This window comes from Bordetella pseudohinzii (assembly GCF_000657795.2).
In the GTDB taxonomy this organism is placed as follows: domain Bacteria; phylum Pseudomonadota; class Gammaproteobacteria; order Burkholderiales; family Burkholderiaceae_B; genus Bordetella; species Bordetella pseudohinzii.
In genome coordinates this window covers 84,511-104,962 of the sequence record NZ_JHEP02000013.1, presented here as the reverse complement: position 1 = coordinate 104,962, position 20,452 = coordinate 84,511, and the positions used below count along the sequence as shown (strand labels likewise).

Annotated in this window: 23 protein-coding genes; 19 read left to right on the top strand and 4 right to left on the bottom strand. The window is 67.7% G+C overall.

From position 1 onward, the window contains the following. Positions 1 to 59: 59 nt before the first annotated feature. Positions 60 to 797: a phosphonate metabolism transcriptional regulator PhnF gene (gene phnF / locus L540_RS16480; RefSeq protein WP_043210848.1), complete on the bottom strand. Its 738-nt coding sequence runs from the start codon at positions 795 to 797 to the stop codon at positions 60 to 62. A gap of 162 nt (positions 798 to 959) precedes the next feature. On the opposite strand from phnF, the gene phnG reads away from it, so the two are divergent. From phnG to L540_RS16430, 10 genes are read left to right on the top strand one after another with little or no spacing between them, the layout of a single operon-like run. After that, a complete protein-coding gene (phnG, locus tag L540_RS16475) occupies positions 960 to 1,424 on the top strand; it encodes a phosphonate C-P lyase system protein PhnG (RefSeq protein ID WP_043210851.1) in 465 nt (154 codons plus the stop codon). A 1-nt stretch (position 1,425) separates the two neighbouring features. After that, a complete protein-coding gene (gene phnH / locus L540_RS16470) occupies positions 1,426 to 2,028 on the top strand; it encodes a phosphonate C-P lyase system protein PhnH (protein ID WP_043210853.1) in 603 nt (200 codons plus the stop codon). A gap of 1 nt (position 2,029) precedes the next feature. Next, positions 2,030 to 3,145 carry a carbon-phosphorus lyase complex subunit gene (locus L540_RS16465; RefSeq protein ID WP_043210856.1) on the top strand — a complete coding sequence of 372 codons (1,116 nt, stop codon included), beginning with the start codon at positions 2,030 to 2,032 and terminating at the stop codon, positions 3,143 to 3,145. Further along, a complete protein-coding gene (locus L540_RS16460) occupies positions 3,142 to 4,017 on the top strand; it encodes an alpha-D-ribose 1-methylphosphonate 5-phosphate C-P-lyase PhnJ (protein WP_048026535.1) in 876 nt (291 codons plus the stop codon). The genes L540_RS16465 and L540_RS16460 overlap by 4 nt, the downstream gene beginning before the upstream one ends. Further along, positions 4,014 to 4,790, top strand: coding sequence for a phosphonate C-P lyase system protein PhnK (gene phnK / locus L540_RS16455; protein WP_043210858.1), 777 nt, complete (start codon positions 4,014 to 4,016; stop codon positions 4,788 to 4,790). Before L540_RS16460 ends, phnK begins: the two co-directional genes overlap by 4 nt. 2 nt (positions 4,791 to 4,792) lie before the next feature. Then, a complete protein-coding gene (phnL, locus tag L540_RS16450; protein ID WP_043210861.1) occupies positions 4,793 to 5,503 on the top strand; it encodes a phosphonate C-P lyase system protein PhnL in 711 nt (236 codons plus the stop codon). Between the two features lie 17 nt (positions 5,504 to 5,520). After that, complete coding sequence (locus L540_RS16445) at positions 5,521 to 6,687, top strand: alpha-D-ribose 1-methylphosphonate 5-triphosphate diphosphatase (protein WP_043210864.1); 1,167 nt, start codon at positions 5,521 to 5,523, stop codon at positions 6,685 to 6,687. Positions 6,688 to 6,729: 42 nt separating this feature from the next. Further along, complete coding sequence (locus L540_RS16440; RefSeq protein WP_043210866.1) at positions 6,730 to 7,137, top strand: hypothetical protein; 408 nt, start codon at positions 6,730 to 6,732, stop codon at positions 7,135 to 7,137. Continuing rightward, positions 7,137 to 7,766 (top strand): hypothetical protein, encoded by a 630-nt coding sequence (locus L540_RS22010; RefSeq protein WP_231584845.1) that lies wholly within the window; start codon positions 7,137 to 7,139, stop codon positions 7,764 to 7,766. Before L540_RS16440 ends, L540_RS22010 begins: the two co-directional genes overlap by 1 nt. Before the next feature lie 45 nt (positions 7,767 to 7,811). After that, entirely contained in the window at positions 7,812 to 8,699 is an 888-nt protein-coding gene (locus L540_RS16430; RefSeq protein WP_043210869.1) for a DMT family transporter, read from the top strand. Between the two features lie 50 nt (positions 8,700 to 8,749). Here the strand turns inward: L540_RS16430 and L540_RS16425 are convergent, their stop codons facing one another. Then, positions 8,750 to 10,258: a tripartite tricarboxylate transporter permease gene (locus tag L540_RS16425; protein WP_043210871.1), complete on the bottom strand. Its 1,509-nt coding sequence runs from the start codon at positions 10,256 to 10,258 to the stop codon at positions 8,750 to 8,752. After that, a complete protein-coding gene (locus L540_RS16420) occupies positions 10,255 to 10,683 on the bottom strand; it encodes a tripartite tricarboxylate transporter TctB family protein (protein WP_082149669.1) in 429 nt (142 codons plus the stop codon). Before L540_RS16420 ends, L540_RS16425 begins: the two co-directional genes overlap by 4 nt. Positions 10,684 to 11,206: 523 nt before the next feature. Here L540_RS16420 and L540_RS16415 point away from each other — a divergent pair. Continuing rightward, positions 11,207 to 11,659, top strand: a complete 453-nt coding sequence (locus tag L540_RS16415; protein WP_048026533.1) for a GNAT family acetyltransferase — start codon at positions 11,207 to 11,209, stop codon at positions 11,657 to 11,659. Here L540_RS16415 and L540_RS16410 read toward each other — a convergent pair whose 3' ends face one another. Next, positions 11,660 to 12,928 (bottom strand): dicarboxylate/amino acid:cation symporter, encoded by a 1,269-nt coding sequence (locus tag L540_RS16410; protein ID WP_043210872.1) that lies wholly within the window; start codon positions 12,926 to 12,928, stop codon positions 11,660 to 11,662. A gap of 273 nt (positions 12,929 to 13,201) precedes the next feature. Here L540_RS16410 and fba point away from each other — a divergent pair, with 273 nt between their 5' ends. The 8 genes from fba to L540_RS16370 all read left to right on the top strand — a co-directional run bounded on the left by fba (position 13,202) and on the right by L540_RS16370 (position 20,227). After that, positions 13,202 to 14,266, top strand: a complete 1,065-nt coding sequence (gene fba / locus L540_RS16405) for a class II fructose-bisphosphate aldolase (RefSeq protein ID WP_043210874.1) — start codon at positions 13,202 to 13,204, stop codon at positions 14,264 to 14,266. A gap of 192 nt (positions 14,267 to 14,458) precedes the next feature. Further along, positions 14,459 to 15,340 carry a phosphoribosylaminoimidazolesuccinocarboxamide synthase gene (locus L540_RS16400; protein WP_043210876.1) on the top strand — a complete coding sequence of 294 codons (882 nt, stop codon included), beginning with the start codon at positions 14,459 to 14,461 and terminating at the stop codon, positions 15,338 to 15,340. Between the two features lie 126 nt (positions 15,341 to 15,466). Further along, on the top strand, positions 15,467 to 15,625 hold the full coding sequence (locus L540_RS21905) for a hypothetical protein (RefSeq protein ID WP_043210878.1): 159 nt from the start codon (positions 15,467 to 15,469) through the stop codon (positions 15,623 to 15,625). Between the two features lie 10 nt (positions 15,626 to 15,635). Then, a complete protein-coding gene (locus L540_RS16390) occupies positions 15,636 to 16,154 on the top strand; it encodes a hypothetical protein (RefSeq protein WP_048026529.1) in 519 nt (172 codons plus the stop codon). Between the two features lie 113 nt (positions 16,155 to 16,267). Further along, on the top strand, positions 16,268 to 16,789 hold the full coding sequence (gene purE / locus L540_RS16385) for a 5-(carboxyamino)imidazole ribonucleotide mutase (RefSeq protein ID WP_043210880.1): 522 nt from the start codon (positions 16,268 to 16,270) through the stop codon (positions 16,787 to 16,789). Positions 16,790 to 16,876: 87 nt separating this feature from the next. Beyond that, the gene (locus tag L540_RS16380; protein ID WP_043211180.1) at positions 16,877 to 18,055 is read left to right on the top strand and encodes a 5-(carboxyamino)imidazole ribonucleotide synthase; all 1,179 of its coding nucleotides are present in this window, start codon (positions 16,877 to 16,879) and stop codon (positions 18,053 to 18,055) included. Next, positions 18,039 to 19,076, top strand: a complete 1,038-nt coding sequence (locus tag L540_RS16375; protein ID WP_109842558.1) for an L-threonylcarbamoyladenylate synthase — start codon at positions 18,039 to 18,041, stop codon at positions 19,074 to 19,076. The genes L540_RS16380 and L540_RS16375 overlap by 17 nt, the downstream gene beginning before the upstream one ends. Positions 19,077 to 19,204: 128 nt before the next feature. After that, entirely contained in the window at positions 19,205 to 20,227 is a 1,023-nt protein-coding gene (locus L540_RS16370) for an amino acid ABC transporter substrate-binding protein (RefSeq protein WP_043210882.1), read from the top strand. Positions 20,228 to 20,452 lie beyond the last annotated feature (225 nt).

Genomic DNA, 20,452 nt, shown 5'->3' with positions numbered 1-20,452 from the left:
AGCTACGCCGCCATCATGACAAGCAGATGTCTAGACGAATCGCGGCGGCCTGGAGGCGGTCAGGCGGTTTCGTCGATCAGGATCTGCACCCAGTCGCCGGCAAAGCGGGTGAGGCCGTACTGCAAGGGCAGGCCCTCGGCGTCGGCGTTCAGGGCTTCGACCTGCAGAATGGGCCGGGTCTTGGGCTGGCCCAGCTGGCGCGCCGTCTCGGCCGTGGGCAGGACGGCCGTGACGCGCGACCACTGGCGCGTGTAGTCCTGTATGCCGAAATGCGCATAGACCTTGGAGATCGAGCGCTGGGCCTGCAAGGCTTCAGCAAAGCCGGGAAAGCGTCTGGCGTCCAGATAGTGCTCGGAGACGCTGACGGGCCGGTATTCGCGGCGGCCCAGTTCGGCGCGGCCGATCAGGGCCACCCGCAGCAGCGGCGCATTGCGCGCCAGGCCGAGGTGGCGGGCGATGTCGGGGGCGCGCAGCGTCTGGCTGTCGAGCATGTCGACATGGCCGTCCAGCCCCTGGCTGCGCAGGTTTTCGGAAAAGCGCGTGCGCCGGCCGATGGCGTAATCGATGGCGTGCTCCTGCACGAACGTGCCCCGGCCTTGCTCGATGCGCACCAGCCCCAGCTGTTCCAGTTCGGACATGGCGCGGCGGATGGTGTGGCGGTTGACGCCGAAGCGCGCCGCCAGCTCGGGTTCGGGCGGCATCTGCTCGCCGGCCGGATAGCGCTTGGCCCGGATGTCTTCGGCCAATTGTTCGCCTATCTGTCGCCAGACGGCAACGCCGGAGCCTCGCTCAACCATATGTCTTTTCCGTTTCAAGATGGGGCGTCGCCCATGGATTGCCGCATTTTGCCCCATGTCGGCGGCGAGGGCGATTGTCATCAAATCTTCATGCCGGTTTGTTGAAGTGGCGTCTGTCGCTGACGAAACTCGTCCTAAATCATCTAGACGTTTAGAGGAAATATGGAAATCCATCCCGCACCGCAAGACCGGGAGGGGCGCGCCGCCTGGATGCGCACGCTGGCCCTGGCGCCCCCCGATGAGCTGGACCGGCTGTTCGGCGGCCTGTCCGGCCTGCCCGAAGCGCGCATGCTGCGCGAGCCGCAGACCGGCATGACCATGCTGCGGGCCCGCGGCGGCGGCACCGGCGCGCAGTTCAACCTCGGCGAAATGACGATCACGCGCTGCGCGGTGGCCTTGCCGCAAGGGGTGATGGGCCTGGCCTATGTGCAGGGGCGCCATGCGCGCCATGCGCGCCAGGCGGCCATGCTGGATGCCTTGATGCAATTGCCCCAATGGCGGCAGCGTTTGCGCGAGGAGGTGCTCGATCCCCTGGAGCGGGCGGGCCGCGAGCGCCGCGCCCGGCGCGCCGCCGAGGCGGCCGCCACCAAGGTCGAATTCTTCACGCTGGCGCGAGGCGAGGACTGATATGAACGCAACCGCCGACACCCTTCTGCCGCTGGCGGGTTTCGCCGCCCCGGTGGACGAAGCCCAGGCGAGCTTTCGCCAGGCCCTGGACGCCCTGGCCCAACCGGGCCGCGTCACGGCGATGCCGGGCAGCCAGGCGCTGCCGCCAGGCATGGGGCGCGCCATGACGGCCTTGCTCCTGACGCTGGCCGATGCCGATACCCCGGTCTGGCTGCCGCCCGGCCTGCATCCCGCGGTAGCCGCCTATCTGCGCTTTCATTGCGGTTGTCCGCTGACCGAGGAGGCCGCGCTGGCCACCTTCGTGGCCGTGCCCGCCGGCCACGCGGCGCCGGCCCTGTCGCAGCTTGCGCAAGGCGATCCCGCCTATCCGGACCGCTCCGCCACGCTCATCCTGGAAGTCGACGGCCTGGCGCAGGACGCGGGCGCCCGCCTGGCCGGGCCCGGCATCGCCGGGCGCCGCCAGCTGGCGGTCCAGGGCCTGCCCGAGGGCTTCTGGGCGGAATGGGGGCGCAACCACCAGCGCTTCCCGCTGGGCGTCGATGTCTTCTTCACGCGGGCGGAACAGATGAGCGGACTGCCCCGCAGCACTGCCGTGGAGGCCTGATATGTATGTAGCCGTCAAAGGTGGCGAGAAGGCCATCCTCAATTCCTACCGCCTGCTGGACCACTACCGGCGCGGCGACGCCGGCGTGCCCGAGCTGTCCATCGCCCAGATCCGCGAGCAGATGCCGCTGGCCGTCTCGCGGGTCATGGCCGAGGGCTCGCTGTACGACCCGCAGCTGGCCGCGCTGGCGCTCAAGCAGGCCGCCGGCGACGCCATCGAGGCCGTATTCCTGTTGCGCGCCTATCGCACGACCCTGCCGCGCTTCGGCTATACGCGGCCGCTGGAAACCGCCGCGATGCGCCTGCGGCGCCGCATTTCCTCCACCTTCAAGGATCTGCCGGGCGGGCAGATGCTGGGTCCGACCTACGACTACACCCAGCGGCTATTGGATTTTTCCCTGTTGGACGAGGCGCGCGAGCCGCAGGCTCCGCCGCCCCTGGGGACGGCGGACGAGACGCCGGCGCCGCGCGTGACCGAGCTGCTGGCGCGCGACGCGCTCATCGATCCCGAGCTTCCGCCCGAGGGCGATCCCGCGCCTTATGACCTGACGCGCGAGCCGCTGCGCTTTCCGGCCGACCGCGCCGCCCGCCTGCAGAACCTGGCGCGGGCCGACGAGGGTTTTCTGCTGTCCATGGGCTATTCCACCCAGCGCGGCTACGGCAACACCCATCCCTTTGCCGCCGAGATCCGCCTGGGCGATGTCGAGGTGGAGATGGTGATCGAGGAACTGGGATACGCCGTCACCGTGGGCGAGATCGAGTTGACCGAATGCCAGATGGTCAGCCAGTTCGGCGGCGCCGCCCGCCAGGCGCCGCGCTTTACCCGCGGCTATGGCTTGGCCTTCGGCTACGGCGAGCGCCGCGCCATGTCCATGGCCCTGGTCGATCGCGCGCTGCGCGCGCGCGAGCTGGGCGAGGCGGCGCAGGCGCCCGCCAACGATCACGAGTTTGTGCTCTATCACAGCGACAACGTGGAGGCCTCGGGCTTCGTGCAGCACCTGAAGCTGCCCCACTACGTCGATTTTCAAGCCAATCTGGAACTGGTGCGCCGCCTGCGCGCCGAGTTCGAACAGGCCCAGGCCGGCGCGGCCCGGACCGACGAGGTGTTCGCATCATGACCGACAAGGCCTACAACTTCGGCTATCTGGATGAGTCGACCAAGCGCATGATCCGCCGCGCGCTGCTCAAGGCCGTGGCCATTCCCGGCTATCAAGTGCCCTTCGGCGGGCGCGAGATGCCGTTGCCCTACGGCTGGGGCACCGGCGGCATCCAGGTGACAGCCTCTGTCATCGGGCGCGGGGATGTGCTCAAGGTCATTGACCAGGGCTCCGACGACACCAGCAATGCCATCAATATCCGCCGCTTCTTCAGCCGGGTGACGGGCGTGAGGACGACTGAATCCACGCGCGCGGCCACCCTCATCCAGACCCGCCACCGCATTCCCGAGACGCCGCTGTCCGAAGGGCAGATCATGGTGTTCCAGGTGCCCATCCCCGAGCCGCTGCGCTGGCTGGAGCCCAGCGAGGCGGAGACGCGCGTCATGCACGCGCTGGCCGAGTACGGCGGCATGCATGTCAATCTCTACGAGGACATCGCGCGCCATGGGCATATCGCCACCACTTACGACTACCCGGTGGTGGTCGACGGGCGCTACCTGATGCGGCCTTCGCCCATTCCAAAGTTCGACAATCCCAAACTGGATGGCAGCCCCGCGCTCATGCTGTTCGGCGCCGGCCGCGAGAAGCGGGTCTACGCCGTGCCGCCCTATACGCGCGTCAAGAGCCTGGACTTCGACGACCATCCTTTCCGCGTCGAACAATGGAGCGACTGTTGCGCCCAGTGCGGCGCGCGCGACAGCTTTCTGGACGAAATCATCATGGACGACCAGGGCACGCGCCGCTTTGTGTGCTCGGATACCGAGTATTGCGCCGGCCGCCTGGCCGCCGGCCATCGCGGTCCCGACTTCAGCGCCGCGCGGGAGGCCGCATGACAGAGCAAGCCTTGCTGTCGGTACGCGAGCTGACCCATACCTGGGACGGCGTGCATGGCTGCCGCGACGTCAGCTTCGACCTTTATCCGGGCGAAGTGCTTTGCGTGGTGGGCGAGTCCGGTTCGGGCAAGAGCACGCTGCTGCAGGCCCTGTCCTGGCAGGTGATGCCGGAGTCGGGCAGCGTCTGGTTCGACACCCGCGACCAGGGACCGGTATCGCTGGCCAGTCTGACCGAGGCGCGGCTGCGTCTGCTGGCCCGCACCGACTGGGGTTTCGTGCGCCAGAACCCGCGCGATGGCCTGCGCATGCGCGTGAGCGCGGGCGCCAATGTGGCCGAGCGCCTCATGGCCATCGGCACGCGCCATTATGGCGAGCTGCGCGGCGAGGCCTCGGCCTGGCTGCGCAAGATGGAGATCGATGTGGCCCGCCTGGATGATGCGCCTTCGCGGTTCTCCGGCGGCATGCAGCAGCGCTTGCAGATCGCCCGCAATCTCGTGACCCGTCCGCGCCTGGTGTTCATGGATGAGCCCACGGCTTCGCTGGATGTCTCCGTGCAGGCCCGTCTTCTGGACTTGCTGCGGCAACTGGTGGCCGACCTGGGCCTGGCGGCCATCATCGTCACGCATGACCTGGCCGTGGCGCGCCTGCTGGCGCACCGCACACTGGTCATGCGCGGCGGCCGCGTGGTCGAAAGCGGCCTGACCGACCAGATCCTGGACGACCCACAACATCCCTACACCCAGTTGCTGGTTTCTTCCATCCTGCAGAGTTGACGATGACGCAAGCCCACACCCTGGTCGCGGTCAGCGGCCTGTCCAAGACTTTCACCCTGCACAACCAGGGCGGCGCCAGTCTGCCCGTGCTGCGGGACGTTTCTTTCGCGGCCGCGGCCGGCGAATGCCTGGTGCTGGACGGCCCGTCGGGCACCGGCAAGAGCACGCTGCTGCGCTGCCTCTACGGCAACTATCTGGCCAGCGCCGGCAGCATCGGCCTGCGCCATGAGGGGCAGTGGCTGGAGCTGTCCCGCGCCGCGCCGCGCGAGATCCTGCGCCTGCGCCGCGACACGCTGGGTTATGTCAGCCAGTTTCTGCGCGCCATCCCGCGCGTGTCCGCGCTGGATGTGGCGGCCGAACCGCTGCGCATGCGCGGCGTGGCCGCGGCGCGGGCGCGCGATGCCGCCGCCGCGCTGCTGGCCCGGCTCAATCTGCCCGAGCGCCTGTGGGACCTGCCGCCAGCGACATTCTCCGGCGGCGAGCAGCAGCGCGTGAATATCGCCCGCGGCCTGGTGGGCGGACATCCCATCCTGCTGCTGGACGAACCCACCGCCTCGCTGGATGCGGACAACCGCCGGGTCGTGGTGGACCTCATCCGCGAAGCCGCCGCCGCCGGCCGCTGCCTGATCGGCATTTTCCATGACGAAGCCGTGCGCCAGGCCGTGGCCACGCGCTTGCTGCCACTGCGTCCCGCCGAGCGCGCGCTGGCCTGATACCTGGAGTCTTTCGCATGCCTCAGACCTATTTGACCCATGCCCGCGTCGTGCTGGGCGACACCGTGCTCGATGACGCCAGCGTGCTCCTGGAAGACGATCGCATCCGGGCCATCAACCCTGCCGCGGCGCCGGGCGCCCGCGAACTGAATCTCCAGGGCCAGTACCTGATGCCCGGGCTGATCGACCTGCATTGCGATGCCATCGAGAAGGAGGCCGAACCGCGCGCCCAAGTGCTGTTTCCGCTGGATTTCGCCGTGGCCCAGGTGGATAGGCGCAATGCCGCGGCCGGCATCACGACGCCGTTTCATGCCATGTCCTTCGCCAGCCGCGACCTGGGCATGCGCAACAACGACACGGCCGCCGAGGTGGCGCGCCGGGTCCGCGCCTTCCGGCGGCACAGCCTGGTCGACAACCGCGTGCACTGCCGCTATGAAATCACCGACCATGGCGCCGAGCCAGTGCTGGCCGGGCTGATGGAGGAGGGCGCCGTCGACCTGCTGTCGGTGATGGATCATTCGCCGGGGCAGGGCCAGTTCAAGACGCTGGAAGCCTATCTGCAATACGTCATGGGCAACCATGCCTATTCGCGCGAAGAGGCCGAGGCGGCCGCGCAGCGCAAGGTGCAGGAGCGCGAAGGCGCGGTGGACCGGATCGAGCGCCTGCTCGGGCAGGCCCATGCCCTGGGCATTCCCACGGCCAGCCATGACGACGACTCGGTGCAGCGCGTGGCGACCATGCGCAACCTGGGCGTGCGCATGAGCGAGTTTCCCATCAATCTCGACACCGCCAAGGCGGCGGTGTCCTGCGGCCTGCCGACGATATTCGGCGCGCCCAATGTCGTGCGCGGGCAGAGCCAGAGCGGATCGATCCGGGCGATCGAGGCCATCCGCGCCGGGGTGGCGAGTTGTCTGTGTTCCGACTACCAGCCGTCCACCCTCATCACGGCGGCCTTTGCCGCGCACCAGCAAAGCGCGTTGAGCCTGCCGCAGGCCCTGGCCTTGGTGACGGCCAACCCGGCCGACGCCTGCGGCCTGACAGACCGGGGCCGGCTGCGCGAGGGCCTGCGCGCCGATCTCATCGCCGTGGCCACCGTGGCCGGCATGCCCATGGTCACGCGCAGCTGGTCGGCCGGCCGCCTGGTGTTCAGCGCCGACTACGCCCCGCTGGCGGCCGCCGCCTGACACCGCGGGGATTTGTCATCCGGGGTGGTTATAGTGGCGGGCATGGCTCGCAAACTGAATCGCTCACCGGTTTCCTGGCCGCTCGGGCTGGCCTGCGCGGTGGCGGTCTTCGCCCTGGTCTGGCTGGCGTCGCAGCCGGGCTTTCGGCTGTTCGACGGCCGCATGCTGGCGGTCGCCGGCGTCTGGGCGCTCTGCCTGGTCTTGACGGGCCTGGTCTATCGCTGGCGCCTGTTGGCCGGGCTGTGGGTGCACGGGGCGGTGGCCGTCTGCGCCTGGACCCGGCTGCTGGCCGAGCTGGACGACTACCGTGCCCAGGTGATCGCGCCGCTGGGCCTGGCCGGCCTGCTGGATTGGGCCGCCGACGTTCTGCCCTTGCTGGCGCTCGCCGTCCTGGCCAGCCTGTCGCTGGGCCTGATGACAGTGCTGCGCGGCCGCGGCGAGAGGTCTTGATGCTGGCCGCCTTCTCCTTCTATCACGTCTGGATGGTCGCGGCCTATGCCCTGCTGGCCGCCGGCGTGCATGTCCTGCTGCTGGGGTGGCTGGCCGGGCGGACAGCCGCGCCTTGGCCCGCCTGGGCGCGGCGTTTCGGCCTGGGCGTCTGTGCGCTGGCCCTGGCCGGCCTGGCGTTGGGCGGCTGGCGGCGCGATCAGCTGATGACCGGGCTCAGGCCCGATCTGCAGGCCAGTGTGCAGGCCGTGTGCCGCGAGGCCGCCGGCATCGTCGCCCGCATGGGCGGGGATGCCGCGCCGCAGGACGAGGCCTTGCGCGCCCGCATCGAACCGGCGGTGCGCGAGTATTTCAAGGCCGTTGTCCGCGAACGCTTCGCGCACACGCGCTATGCGCCGGTCAACATCGTGTCGGCCGGCAAGAAAAAGACCGGCGACTTCGTGCTCGGCCTGAGCGAGCAGGATGGCGATCCGGTGCATATCGGCTGCTACAACCAGTACCAGCGGGCCGCGCCCGGGGCCAATCCCTATTGGCGTTTCGAGCGCGGGCAGGTGCCCACGGGCAGCATGGTCTTCTTTGTCCAGGAGCGCCGCGGCGGGCAGCTCGTGGTGAGCTATCCCGCCGCCCAGTAGGCGCCGCGCGCGCAAGGCGGCCGCCTGTCTATACTGCGCAGCACCATGCGTACCTCCTCATCCCGTCTTCCTGAATTCGCCCTTGTCCTGATCACCATGGTCTGGGGCGGGACTTTTCTGCTGGTGCAGCTGGCGATGCAGTACAGCGGCGCGCTGTTCTTCGTCGGCTGCCGCTTCGCCGCCGCGGCCCTGGCCGTGGGACTGCTGTCCTGGCGCATCCTGCCTGGCATGACCCGGCGTGACCTGCTGGCCGGCATGGCCATCGGCGCCATGATCGCGCTGGGCTATGGTTTGCAGACCATGGGCCTGAGGCATATCCCGAGTTCCGAGTCTGGCATGCTGACCGGTCTTTATGTGCCGCTGGTGCCCTTGCTGCAATGGCTGTTCTGGCGCCGCCGCCCGCATATCATGTGCCTGGCCGGCGCGCTATGCGCCTTCGCCGGCCTGTCCTGCTTTGCCGGCGGCGGCTTCAGCCTGTCATTTTCGTATGGGCAGACCCTGACTTTGCTGGGCGCCTTCGCCATCGCGCTGGAAATCGTGCTGATCAGCCACTTCGCGCCGCGCGTCGACCTGCGGCGCGTGACCGTGGCGCAGCTGGGATTCGCTGCGCTGTTCGCCTTTCTGCTCATGCCGGCGGCCGGCGAGCTGGATATCCCGTCTTTCTCCTGGCCGCTCTTGGGCCTGGCGGCAGGGCTGGGCATGGCCAGCGCCGCCATCCAGGCGACCATGAACTGGGCGCAGAAAACCGTCGAGCCCTCGCGCGCGGCCATCATCTATGCGGGCGAGCCGATCTGGGCGGCCGTCTTTGGCCGCATGGCCGGCGAGCGCCTGCCCGCTCTGGCCCTGCTGGGCGGCGCGCTCATCGTGCTGGGCATCATCGTGAGCGAACTGCGCCCGCGCTGGCCGCGCGCCCGGCGCGCGGCGAGGCAATAGACAAGCCGGGCCGGGCCCCGCCCTCGGGCGGGGCTCGCGCGATGCCCGCCTCAGTCGGCCTGGCCTTGCAGCGCCGCCGTCTGTTTCCGCTTGCGGAAGAAACCGCGGAACTGGAACAGGATGATGAAGGCGATGAAGGCCAGCAGCGTGCCGCTGATGGGCCGGCTCACGAAGATGGAGAAGTCGCCGCGGCTCAAGAGCATGGCGCGCCGGAAGTTCTCCTCCAGCATCGGGCCCAGGATGAAGCCCAGCATCAGCGGCGCGGGTTCCATGCCCAGGCGCATGAAGATGTAGCCGATGGCCCCGAAGACGGCGGTGATGTAGATGTCGTCCAGGCTGTTGTTGATGCTGAAGGTGCCGATGCAGCAGAAGAACAGGATGGACGGGAAGAGCACCGTGTACGGGATCTTGAACACCGACAGCCAATAGCGCACCAGGGGCACGTTCAGGATCAGCAGGAAGCAGTTGCCCACCCACATGCTGGCCACCAGGCCCCAGAACAGGTCGGGATGGGTGCCGATCATGTTGGGGCCGGGCTGGACGCCCTTGACGATGAAGGCCGCCAGCATCAGGGCCATGACCGCATTTTCGGGGATGCCGATGGCCATGAGCGGGATGAAGCTGGTGCGCGCGGCCGACTCGTCGGCGGCGGCCTGGCCGGCCACGCCCTCGATGGCGCCCGTGCCGATTTCATGGCGGTATTTGCTGAAGCGCTTGTCGGCGGCATAGGCGGCGAACTGGGCGATGGTCGGGCCGCCGCCGGGCAGGATGCCCAGCACCGAACCGATGACGCTGCCGCGCAAGGCGCTGGGGATGATGCGCTTGAACTCGGCCCAGGTCGGCATGAGCTTGATCTTGCCATTGAAGGGCGTGAGCGTATTGCGGTTGTCGAGGTTCTTGACGATTTCCGCGATGCCGAAGCAGCCCAGCGCGATGCTGATCAGGCCGATGCCATCCTGCAGGAAGACCAGGTCCAGCGTGTAGCGCGGCATGCCGCTGTTGACATCGGTGCCGACCACGCCCAGCAGCACGCCTATCATGGCCATGGCCAGGCCGTTGAGCAGATTGCCGGCGCTCACGAAGCTCACGCAGAAAAAGCCCAGGAGCATCAGCGCGCAATAGTCGGCCGGGCCGAACAGCAGGCCCACTTCGCCCAGCGCGGGCGCCATGGTCGAAAGCACGATGATGGCCACCGTGCCGCCGATGAAGCTGGACACGCCCGCCGTGAACAGGGCCAGGCCGGTCTTGCCCTTGAGATTCATGGCGTAGCCGTCGATGCATGCCACGATGCTGCTGGCGTGCGGGATCTTCATGGTGATGGCGCTGACGCTGTCGCCATACTGGGCGCCATAGTAGATGCCGGCCAGCATGATGAGGGCGCCGCCCGTCGGGATGGAATAGGTCAGCGGCAGCAGCAGGCTGATGGTCGACAGCGGACCCAGGCCGGGCAATAGGCCGATCAGCGTGCCCACGACGCAGCCGAGCGCGCAGTACAGCAGATTCTGCAGCGTCAGCGCGTGCTCGAAGCCGAACGCGAGATTGTTGAAGATTTCAGTCATGGCAGGGGCAGGCTCAGGCCGAGTAAGTATTTGAAGCCGAAGGCCACGGCGATCAGGCCGGCCGAGATCTTCAGGTTGCGCGCCACGGAATAGGACGTGCCGGCCAGCGTGGCGACGAAGACCAGGAACACGATGCCCAGCAGCATGCTGATGTAGTGCGACACCAGCACGAAGCCGCAGAGGGCGGTCAGGATGATGACGATGTTCCTGAAGTTGTAGTCGAGCGGTTCGGGCTCGATGAAACGCGCGCGTATCACGGTCGACAGGCCGACGAGAAACAGCAGGCCGCTGATCATCAGCGGAAACAGGCCGGGGCCGAAGCGGCTGAGCGAGCCGATCGGATAGCGGCATGCCGCGCCGCCGAATACCGCGGCGATCAGCATGATGAACAGCCCCCGGACCACATTGCGATTGTTCAGGTTCATGATGCGCGTCCTCCCGCGAGGACGACGCTGCGCTTATGCTCTGCCATGATGAATGGTCTCCCTTTCTTGATTGTTTGACGCACCTCGTCTGGACAGGAAACGCAGGTGCTGGGCGCGATACTAGAGAGGGGGGCTGTCAGTCGGCTTTCAGGTTCTGGGCAAAGTGTTCAACTAGGAGTAAGTCCCTAGGGCGGCAAAACCACAGGGCCGTTTCCGCGTTCAGGACCATGTCAGATGAGCCCTTGAAACAAGGGGGCCCAGCGGTTTTCATTCAGCATGCGGTCAGGCGCGCGCCGCTTGCAGCCCGCCACGATCCCGGTTAGGCTTGCCAGATGACACATCACGCGCATCCGCTTTTCGCCGCCCTGCGACGATTCACTCAACGACGTTGAGTGGCTGCGCGCCGGCTCGGCCGGCGCCCGTGATGAAAAGGCCACGACATTCCTCGTGGCCTTTTTGTTTTGCCTGCCCCGGGGAGTCGCTGGCCTGTTGACCGGTTTTCCAACCCTGAAGGAGTGCAAGCATGAGTTTTCCGCCCTTGGACATCCGGCCCTTCGCCATGCGCGACGAGCAGGCCGTCATCGGCCTGTGGCGCGCCTGCGGCCTGACGCGCCCCTGGAACGATCCGCATAAGGACGTCCTGCGCAAGCTGACGGTGCAGCCGGAATGGTTTCTGGTGGGGGAGGCCGAGGGCCGCGTGGCGGCGTCGGTCATGGCCGGTTATGACGGCCATCGCGGCTGGGTCAACTACCTGGCCGTTGACCCGTCCTGCCGCAAGCGCGGCTATGGGCGGGCCCTGATGGAGGCGGTGCAGGCGCGGCTGCTGGCGGCCGGCTGCCCCAAGATCAATCTGCTGGTGCGCGGCGACAACGCCGCCGTGCAGCACTTCTATCGCGCGCTGGGTTTCACGCTGGACGATGTGGTCAGCATGGGCAAGCGCCTGATCCCCGATACCGGGGAGCAGGCGCTGGGCTGATCAGGCGTCGTCGGCGCTGGCCGAGGCGATTTCCTCGGCCGTGGCCTGGCCGCCCTCCAGCTTGGAGATGACGGCCGTGGCCAGGCTGTTGCCGACCACGTTGGTGGCCGTGCGGCCCATGTCGAAGAACTGGTCTATGCCCATGATGAGCAGCAGGCCGGCTTCGGGCAGGTTGAACATCGGCAGCGTCGCGGCCACCACGACCAGCGAGGCGCGGGCCACGCCGGCCATGCCCTTGCTCGTCACCATGAGGACCAGCAGCAGCATCAATTGCTGGGTGAAGGTCATGGGGATGTCGTAGGCCTGCGCGATGAACAGCACCGCGAAGGACTGGTACATCATCGAGCCGTCCAGGTTGAAGGAATACCCCAGCGGCAGCACGAAGCCCGAGATGCGCGGCGGCACGCCGAAGCGGGTGAGCGCTTCGATGGTCTTGGGATAGGCCGATTCGCTGCTGGCCGTCGAGAAGGCGATCAGGGTGGGCTCCTTGATCAGCCCGCCCAGGCGCAGGACGTCGCGGCGCAGGAAGAGATAGCCGATGCCGAACAGCAGGGCCCACAACAGCGCCAGGCCCAGGTAGAACTCGCCGATCAGCTTGCCGTAGCTCACCAGCACGCCCAGGCCTTCGGTGGTGATGGCCGCGGCCATGGCGGCGAACACGCCCACCGGCGCGAAGCGCATCACATAGTCGGTCACGCGGAACATCACGCGCGCCAGCTCGTCGATGGCGGTGATGATGGTGGTGTGGCCGCCGCGGCGCACAAAGGACAGCGCCGCGCCGAAGAACAGCGAGAACACGAGGATCTGCAGGATCTCATTGTTCGCCATGGCTTCCATGATGCTGCGCGGGAAGACATGGGTGATGAAGCCCTTGAGGGTGAAATCCCCGGTCTTGAGCGCCGTGGAGGCGCTGGCGTCGGGCAGGGCCAGGTTCAGGTGCGCGCCGGGCTGGAACACATTGACCAGCAGCAGGCCCAGGAGCAGCGAGGTGGCCGAGGCGGCCACGAACCACACCATGGCCCGGAAACCGATGCGGCCGACCGCCGAGCCGTCGCTCATGCTGGCCAGCCCCGAGACCAGGGTGGAGAAGACCAGCGGCGCGATGATCATCTTGATCAGGCGCAGGAAGATGTCGGTCACCATGCTGAAGTAGGAGGCCAGCACCTTGGCATGCTGCGCATCCTGCGCATAGCGGTTGCAGACGTAACCTGTCGCGATACCGAGCACCATGGCGATGCCGATATAGCGTGTCAGTTTTTTTGTATCCATGATCACTACAGAGGAAGGCCGGGCGCCAGCGGGCGTCGGCCGGGAAGGAAAGGGTGTCCGGCAGGTGGACGTAAAGCAGACGGAATAATAGTCCGGCCAAGCTGACAGGAAGTTGTCAGCTTGGGGTGGAGTAAGTGGGGACAGACTTATCCGGTGCCAACAAGTTACGGCTTGTCTGCCTCGGACAAGACCGGGGCTGAAACCCCGGCTAAAATCACACGATTCAGCCGGATTTCATCTATCCATTAATACGAGAATTCAGGAGTCCTTGTTATGGCCCTCGTTTCCATGCGCCAATTGCTCGACCACGCGGCCGAGCATGGTTATGGCATCCCCGCTTTCAATGTCAACAATCTGGAGCAGGTCCAGGCCATCATGGAAGCCGCCGCGGAAACCGACAGCCCGGTGATCATGCAAGCCTCGGCCGGCGCGCGCAAGTACGCGGGCGAAGGCTTCCTGAAGTACCTGATCCAGGCCGCCGTCGAATCCTATCCGCACATCCCGGTCGTCATGCACCAGGACCACGGCCAGTCGCCCGCCATCTGTCAGGGCGCCATCAACCTGGGCTTTTCCAGCGTCATGATGGACGGCTCGCTCAAGGAAGACGGCAAGACCATCGCCGACTACGACTACAACGTCGAAGTGACCCGCAAGGTCGTCGACATGGCCCACAAGCTGGGCGTGACGGTCGAGGGCGAACTGGGCTGCCTGGGCTCGCTGGAAACCATGCAGGGCGACAAGGAAGACGGTCACGGCGCCGACGGCAAGCTGACCATGGACCAGCTGCTGACCGACCCCGAGCAGGCCGCCGACTTCGTGCGCAAGACCCAGCTCGACGCCCTGGCCATCGCCATCGGCACCAGCCATGGCGCCTACAAGTTCACGCGCAAGCCCACCGGCGACATCCTGTCCATCCAGCGCATCAAGGAAATCCACGCCCGCCTGCCCAACACCCACCTGGTGATGCACGGCAGCTCCAGCGTGCCCCAGGAACTGCTGGCCGAGATCCGCGAATTCGGCGGCGACATGAAGGAAACCTACGGCGTGCCCGTCGAGGAAATCCAGGAAGCCATCAAGTACGGCGTGCGCAAGATCAATATCGACACCGATATCCGTCTCGCCATGACCGGCGCCATCCGCCGCTTCTTCGCCGAGAATCCCTCCAAGTTCGACCCGCGCGAATACCTCAAGCCGGCCCGCGCCGCCGCCAAGGCGATTTGCGTGGCCCGCTACACCGAGTTCGGCGCGGCCGGCAATGGCAGCAAGATCAAGCCCGTGCCCCTGAGCGAGATCGCCCAGCAGTACGCCTCGGGCAAGCTGGCCCAGGTCGTGCAATAAACGCCAGCCGCCGCCCTCCGGGGCGGCCCGGCGGCCACGGAAAGCCCCTCGCGGGGCTTTCTCGCTTTCCGGCACGGGAAGCGGGCAGGGGGGCTTTTGCAGTAATCTATAGCCCCCTGCCGGCCCGCGTTTTGCCCTGCCGGCCTCTCCCGTCCGCCGCCGACGGGATCTTTTCTGCCATAGGCCCATTCCGTGACTTCCGCTTTGCATGAATCCAGCATCAAGTCCTTGCCGCTCCTGGGGCGCGGCAAGGTGCGTGATATGTACGCGGTCGGCGACGACAAGTTGCTGATCGTGGCGACCGACCGCATTTCCGCCTTCGACGTCATCCTCGACGATCCGATTCCGGGCAAGGGCCAGGTGCTGACCGAGCTGACCGAGTTCTGGCTCAAGAAGCTCGCCCACATCCTGCCCAACCACTCCACCGGCGTGAAGCCCGAGGACGTGGTCGCGCCCGGCGAGGTCGAGCAGGTCAAGGGCCGAGCGGTCGTCGTCAAGCGCCTCAAGCCCATCCTGGTCGAGGCCGTGGCGCGCGGCTACCTGATCGGTTCTGGCTGGAAAGACTACCAGGCCACCGGCGCGGTCTGCGGCATCAAGCTGCCCGCCGGGCTGCAGCAGGCCAGCAAGCTGCCCGAGCCCATCTTCACGCCGGCGGCCAAGGCCGAGTTCGGCATGCACGACGAGAACGTCGATTTCGCCCATGTCGTCAAGGAAGTCGGCCAAGAAATGGCCGAACGCATCCGCGACGTCACGCTGCGCCTGTATGACGAGGCGGCCCGCTTCGCCGCCACCAAGGGCATCATCATCGCCGACACCAAGTTCGAGTTCGGCCTGGATGAGCAGGGCACCCTGCACCTGATGGACGAGGTCCTCACGCCGGATTCCTCGCGTTTCTGGCCGGCCGACGGCTATCGCGAAGGCATCAGCCCGCCCTCGTTCGACAAGCAGTTCGTGCGCGATTGGCTCGAGACCCAGACCTGGGACAAGACCCCGCCCGCCCCGCGCCTGCCGGCCGACGTGCTGCAAAAGACCGCGGCCAAGTATCGCGAGGCCCTGGACCGCCTGACGGCCTGATCCCGCATCCCCGGAAACCGGCGCCTTGGCGCCGGTTTTTTTTGTCCGCCGGCCAAAAAGATATCGAGATATATCAAATATTTCTATTTATGACGCTATACTCGACGGCAATAAAAAGGGGCGGACATGTTGACGCTATTGCCGTTTTTCAGTGGCCTGGCGGCCGTATGGTTTGGCATTCTGGGCCGGCGCCGGCCTTGCGTGGCCCTCTGGCTGCTGACGCTGGGGCTGTTCGTGGCGGGCGCGCAGGCCCTCATGACCGGGCCGCTGCCCTTGTCGCTATAGGGCGCCGGAGATGATTTTCCTGCATGACGTGGCGCGGGCTTCGCGCCGGCTCAATACCCTCGTGCTGGCGTTGGCCAGCGTGTGGCTGCTGGGCAGCCTGGTGCTGACCCATATGCTGGACCTGCCGGCCTCGCCCCTGCACGAGCTGCAGCAGGCCGCGCTGGTGATGGCCGGCGTGGGCCTGACGCTCAATATGCGGCTGGGGCCTTCTCCGCTGCATTACGCCATGGTGCTGACCGCCGCCCTGGGCATGCTGGCCGCCGGCGGCTGGGTGCTGCTGCAAGGCGGGCCGGGCACGGCCGTGCTTGCGGGCTGGCGCCCCGAAACCTGGTTCTGCGCCGCCGCGCTGGGCCTGCTGCTGTTTTCCGTGCCCATGCTGGCGGCCGATCGCAAGTGGGGCGATAACGCGCTCAAAAAGCCGGTAGCCTGGCCGGGCGTGCTGGTCATGGGCCTGTTTCTGGCGGCGGCGCTGGCGCTGGCCGCCAATGCCGGGATGGCCGGCGGCTGGAGCGGCCTGGCCGGGCTTTGAGGCCGGGCCGGCGGGCCCGGCGCGCGAGGCGGGTAAAATAGTGGGCTTCGCGGCCGGGTCATGCCCGGCCTGGCTTTCTTCCTCTGCGTCCCGGCGGCGCGCTGAACTCGGTCATGACCACACAAACCTCGGCTACGAACACCTCTTCCGCCTCGCCCCTGGTGGGCGTCATCATGGGCTCTTCCAGCGACTGGGAGGTCATGCAGAATGCGGTGGCGATGCTGGAATCCTTCGGCGTGCCCTTCGAGGCGCGCGTGATTTCCGCGCATCGCATGCCCCAGGACATGGCCGAGTATGGCGCCGTGGCCCATGCCCGCGGCTTGCGCGCCATCATCGCCGGCGCCGGCGGCGCGGCGCATTTGCCGGGCATGATGGCCGCCCTGACCGAAGTGCCGGTCTTCGGCGTGCCGGTGCCGTCCAAGTATCTGCGCGGCGAGGATTCGCTGCTGTCCATCGTGCAAATGCCCAAGGGCGTGCCGGTGGCCACATTCGCCATCGGCGAGGCGGGCGCGGCCAATGCCGCCTTGCACGCCATCGCCACCATCGCGACGACCGACGATGCGCTGCATGCCAAGCTGGTGGCCTTCCGGGCCGCCCAGACCGAGGCGGCGCGCAACATGAGCCTGCCTGTCTGAACACCGTGCCGGCGCCTTCGGGCGCCGGCTTTTCTCGACCGGGCGCCGCGGCGCCCAGCTTTTCCCGCCGCTTTGCGCGGTATGACCATGTCGCAATCTCGATCCAAACTCTTTGTCGCTCCCGGCGGTTGGCTGGGCCTGCTTGGCGGGGGCCAGCTCGGCCGCATGTTCTGCCATGCCGCCCAGAGCCTGGGCTATCGCGTGGCCGTGCTGGATCCGGCCGAGGAATGCCCGGCCGGCATGGTGGCCGACCTGCATATCCGCGCCGCCTATGACGACGCCCAGGGCTTGCAGGCCCTGGCCGAGCGCTGCACCGTGGTGACCACCGAGTTCGAGAACGTGCCGGCCGACAGCCTGCGCGCGCTGGCCGCGCGCTGCCGCGTCAGCCCGGCGGGCGATGCCGTGGCCGTGGTGCAGGACCGCATCGCCGAAAAAAGCTTCATCGCCTCGCAGGGCATCCCGGTGGCGCCGCATGCGGCCATCCGCGGCCCCGAGGACCTGGCCGGCGCGGGCGGCGAGCTCTTCCCCGGTATTCTCAAAGTGGCCCGCATGGGCTATGACGGCAAGGGCCAGGCGCGCGTGGCCAACCGCGAAGAAGCCCAGGCGGCCTTTGCCGAGTTCGGCGGCGTGCCCTGTGTGCTGGAGGCGCTGCTGCCGCTGGACCACGAGATTTCGGTGGTGATCGCGCGCGGTTTCGATGGCGCCAGCGTGGTGTTTCCCATCGCGCGCAACGAACACCGTGACGGCATCCTGGCGGTGTCCACCGTCGGCGGGAACGAGAGCGGCGCGGTGCAGGCCCAGGCGCGCGCGGCCGCGCAGGCCATCGCCCAGGGCCTGGGCTATCACGGCGTGCTCTGCGTGGAATTCTTCGTGCTCAAGAACGGCGATCTGGTGGTCAACGAGATCGCGCCGCGCCCGCACAACAGCGGCCACTACACCATCGATGCCTGCATCACCAGCCAGTTCGAGCAGCAGGCGCGCGTCATGGCCGGCCTGCCTTTGGGCAGCACGGCCCTGGTGACGCCGGCCGTCATGCTCAATCTGCTGGGCGACATCTGGTATGACGGCCAGACCCAGCGCGAACCCGCCTGGGACGCGGCGCTGGCCGTGGATACCGCCAAGCTGCATCTCTATGGCAAGCGCGAGGCGCGCCGCGGCCGCAAGATGGGCCATGTGACCATCGTTGGCCGCACGCTGGACGACGCCCGCCGCGACGCGGCCAAGGTGGCGCAGGCCCTGGGCCTGGGGGATGTCGGCCATGGATGAGGCCGGCATCGCGGCGGCCGCGCGGCGGCTGGCCGACGGCGGCCTGGTCGCGTTTCCGACCGAGACGGTCTATGGCCTGGGCGCCGATGCCGAGAACGCCGAGGCCGTGGCGCGCATTTATGCCGCCAAGGGCCGGCCGGCCAATCATCCCGTCATCGTGCATGTGGCGCCGGGCGCCGACCTGGGCCATTGGGCCAGCGAAGTGCCGCCGCAGGCCCTGCGCCTGATCGAGGCTTTCTGGCCGGGCCCGCTCACCCTCATCCTCAAGCGCCGTCCCGGCGTGGGCGAGGCCGTCAGCGGCGGCCAGGACAGCATCGGCCTGCGTTGCCCCTCGCATCCGGTGGCGCAGGCGCTGCTGCGCGCCTTCGCCGCGCTCAAGCCCGGCGGGCAGGGCGGCGTGGCCGCGCCATCGGCCAATACCTTCGGCCATGTGTCGCCCACCCGGGCCGATCATGTGCGCGCCGAGTTCCCCCGGGAAGTCGCCGCCGGCATGCCGGTGCTCGACGGCGGCGCATCCGAAGTGGGCATCGAATCCACCATCGTCGATCTCTCGCGCCTGGACCAGGGAATAGGCCCGGTGCTGCTGCGCCCCGGCCATGTCAGCGCCGCGCAGATCGCCCGCGTCCTGGGCGTGCCGGTCGCCCGCCCGGATGCCGCCGCGCCGCGCGCCTCGGGCACCCTCAAGGCGCACTATGCGCCGCGCACGCCGCTCGAACTCATCGACCAGGCCAATTGGGCGCGCCTGCGCGCCGGCGACCGGCCCGCCGGCCGCATCGCCATGGTGGCCCATGGCTGGCGCGGCGAAGACGGCGACGGCCTGGAGTGGCATCCCGTGCCGGCCGACCCGGCTCGCTACGCCCAGGCCCTCTATGCCACCCTGCGCGAACTCGATGCGCAGGGTTACGCCCGTATCTGGGTGCAGGCGCCGCCGACCGATCCGGCCTGGGATGCCGTCAACGACCGCATCGGCCGCGCCGCCGCGGCCTTCAGCCTGGACACCTCGGGGCTGCCCGGCACTTGAGCGGCCCGCGCCGGGATTGTGCAGACCGCCCGGCGCGGCGTAATCTGGCTCTCGCTGGTCCGCTGCCGCGGACAGCCCGCCACGCATCCTGATCCCGCGGGCGGCTTGCACATGAGGAGAGCTTGGCCATGAAAAAGACGATTGCCTTGGCATTGGGCGCGGCCGCGCTGGCCGGCGCCATGTCGGCCGCGCACGCCGGACCGACCCTGGATGCCGTCAAGAAGAAAGGCTTTGTGCAATGCGGCCTCACGGATGGGGTGTCCGGTTTTTCCGCCACCAATAGCAAGGGCGAATGGGAAGGCATGGACGTCGATATCTGCCGCGCGGTGGCCGCGGCGGTGTTCGGCGATGCCAGCAAATTCAAAGGCACGCCGCTGTCGACCCAGCAGCGCTTCACGGCCCTGCAGTCCGGCGAGGTCGATGTCCTGCTGCGCACGGTGACGCTCACCCAGACGCGCGACACCTCGCTGGGCCTGGCCGCGGTCGCCGCCAGCTTTTATGACGGGCAGGGCGTGCTGGTGCGCAAGTCGCTGGGCGTGAAGTCCGCCAAGGAACTCAACGAGGCCACGGTCTGCGTGCAGCCGGGCACCACCACCGAGCTGAACCTGGCCGACTGGTTCCGCGCCAACGGCATCAAGTTCACCCCCGTGGTGATCGACAAGGTGACCGAGGTCGTGCGCGCCTTCGAGTCCGGCCGCTGCGATGCCTTCACCGACGATGCCTCGCAACTGGCCGCCGTGCGCGCCACCCAGGTCTCCAATCCGGCCGACTTTGAAATCCTGCCCGAACGTTTCTCCAAGGAGCCGCTGGGCCCCATGGTGCGCCAGGGCGATGAAAACTGGCTGGGCATCGTGCGCTGGACGCTGTTCGCGCTGATGGAGGCCGAGGAGTACGGCATCACGCAGAAAAACGTCGACGAGATGCTGCAAAGCAAGAACCCCAATATCTCGCGCATCCTGGGCGTGACGCCCGGGGCGGGCAAGAATATGGGCCTGGACGAAAAATGGGCCTATCACGCGATCAAGGCCGTGGGCAATTACGGCGAGATCTTCGAGCGCAATGTCGGCAAGGACAGCAAGCTGGGCCTGGCGCGCGGCGTCAATGCGCTCTGGAACCAGGGCGGGGCGATGTATCCCTGGCCGGTGCGCTAAGGTCTTCATGGAGGGCGGCGGGCGCGTGGTCGAGCGCGCCGCCGCGGCGCTTCTTCTCGGCCCCGCAAAGCGCGCGCGGGCTTTCCTGGGCCAGATCCCGAGCCCGGCCTGAGTCTTCTGAGGGTCAACCCTAGGTTTTGAGCGCCTGGGGAGAGTGGTTCCATGCCGCGGCTGCGAAATGGACCTAGGCGCACCCTCTCGCTATCCCTATCATGTCCAGCGACA

What these genes read in the sequence shown, in the direction of transcription:
- L540_RS22010 (WP_231584845.1), top strand. Translation starts at nt 7,137, where the DNA reads ATGCTGGCCGCCTTCTCCTTCTATCACGTCTGGATGGTCGCGGCCTAT.
- purE (WP_043210880.1), top strand. Translation starts at nt 16,268, where the DNA reads ATGACCACACAAACCTCGGCTACGAACACCTCTTCCGCCTCGCCCCTG.
- L540_RS16410 (WP_043210872.1), bottom strand. Translation starts at nt 12,928, where the DNA reads ATGGATACAAAAAAACTGACACGCTATATCGGCATCGCCATGGTGCTC.
- L540_RS21905 (WP_043210878.1), top strand. Translation starts at nt 15,467, where the DNA reads ATGTTGACGCTATTGCCGTTTTTCAGTGGCCTGGCGGCCGTATGGTTT.
- phnH (WP_043210853.1), top strand. Translation starts at nt 1,426, where the DNA reads ATGAACGCAACCGCCGACACCCTTCTGCCGCTGGCGGGTTTCGCCGCC.
- L540_RS16415 (WP_048026533.1), top strand. Translation starts at nt 11,207, where the DNA reads ATGAGTTTTCCGCCCTTGGACATCCGGCCCTTCGCCATGCGCGACGAG.
- L540_RS16375 (WP_109842558.1), top strand. Translation starts at nt 18,039, where the DNA reads ATGTCGGCCATGGATGAGGCCGGCATCGCGGCGGCCGCGCGGCGGCTG.
- fba (WP_043210874.1), top strand. Translation starts at nt 13,202, where the DNA reads ATGGCCCTCGTTTCCATGCGCCAATTGCTCGACCACGCGGCCGAGCAT.
- L540_RS16465 (WP_043210856.1), top strand. Translation starts at nt 2,030, where the DNA reads ATGTATGTAGCCGTCAAAGGTGGCGAGAAGGCCATCCTCAATTCCTAC.
- L540_RS16425 (WP_043210871.1), bottom strand. Translation starts at nt 10,258, where the DNA reads ATGACTGAAATCTTCAACAATCTCGCGTTCGGCTTCGAGCACGCGCTG.
- L540_RS16380 (WP_043211180.1), top strand. Translation starts at nt 16,877, where the DNA reads ATGTCGCAATCTCGATCCAAACTCTTTGTCGCTCCCGGCGGTTGGCTG.
- L540_RS16390 (WP_048026529.1), top strand. Translation starts at nt 15,636, where the DNA reads ATGATTTTCCTGCATGACGTGGCGCGGGCTTCGCGCCGGCTCAATACC.
- L540_RS16460 (WP_048026535.1), top strand. Translation starts at nt 3,142, where the DNA reads ATGACCGACAAGGCCTACAACTTCGGCTATCTGGATGAGTCGACCAAG.
- L540_RS16445 (WP_043210864.1), top strand. Translation starts at nt 5,521, where the DNA reads ATGCCTCAGACCTATTTGACCCATGCCCGCGTCGTGCTGGGCGACACC.
- phnK (WP_043210858.1), top strand. Translation starts at nt 4,014, where the DNA reads ATGACAGAGCAAGCCTTGCTGTCGGTACGCGAGCTGACCCATACCTGG.
- L540_RS16420 (WP_082149669.1), bottom strand. Translation starts at nt 10,683, where the DNA reads ATGAACCTGAACAATCGCAATGTGGTCCGGGGGCTGTTCATCATGCTG.
- phnG (WP_043210851.1), top strand. Translation starts at nt 960, where the DNA reads ATGGAAATCCATCCCGCACCGCAAGACCGGGAGGGGCGCGCCGCCTGG.
- L540_RS16430 (WP_043210869.1), top strand. Translation starts at nt 7,812, where the DNA reads ATGCGTACCTCCTCATCCCGTCTTCCTGAATTCGCCCTTGTCCTGATC.
- phnF (WP_043210848.1), bottom strand. Translation starts at nt 797, where the DNA reads ATGGTTGAGCGAGGCTCCGGCGTTGCCGTCTGGCGACAGATAGGCGAA.
- L540_RS16440 (WP_043210866.1), top strand. Translation starts at nt 6,730, where the DNA reads ATGGCTCGCAAACTGAATCGCTCACCGGTTTCCTGGCCGCTCGGGCTG.
- phnL (WP_043210861.1), top strand. Translation starts at nt 4,793, where the DNA reads ATGACGCAAGCCCACACCCTGGTCGCGGTCAGCGGCCTGTCCAAGACT.
- L540_RS16370 (WP_043210882.1), top strand. Translation starts at nt 19,205, where the DNA reads ATGAAAAAGACGATTGCCTTGGCATTGGGCGCGGCCGCGCTGGCCGGC.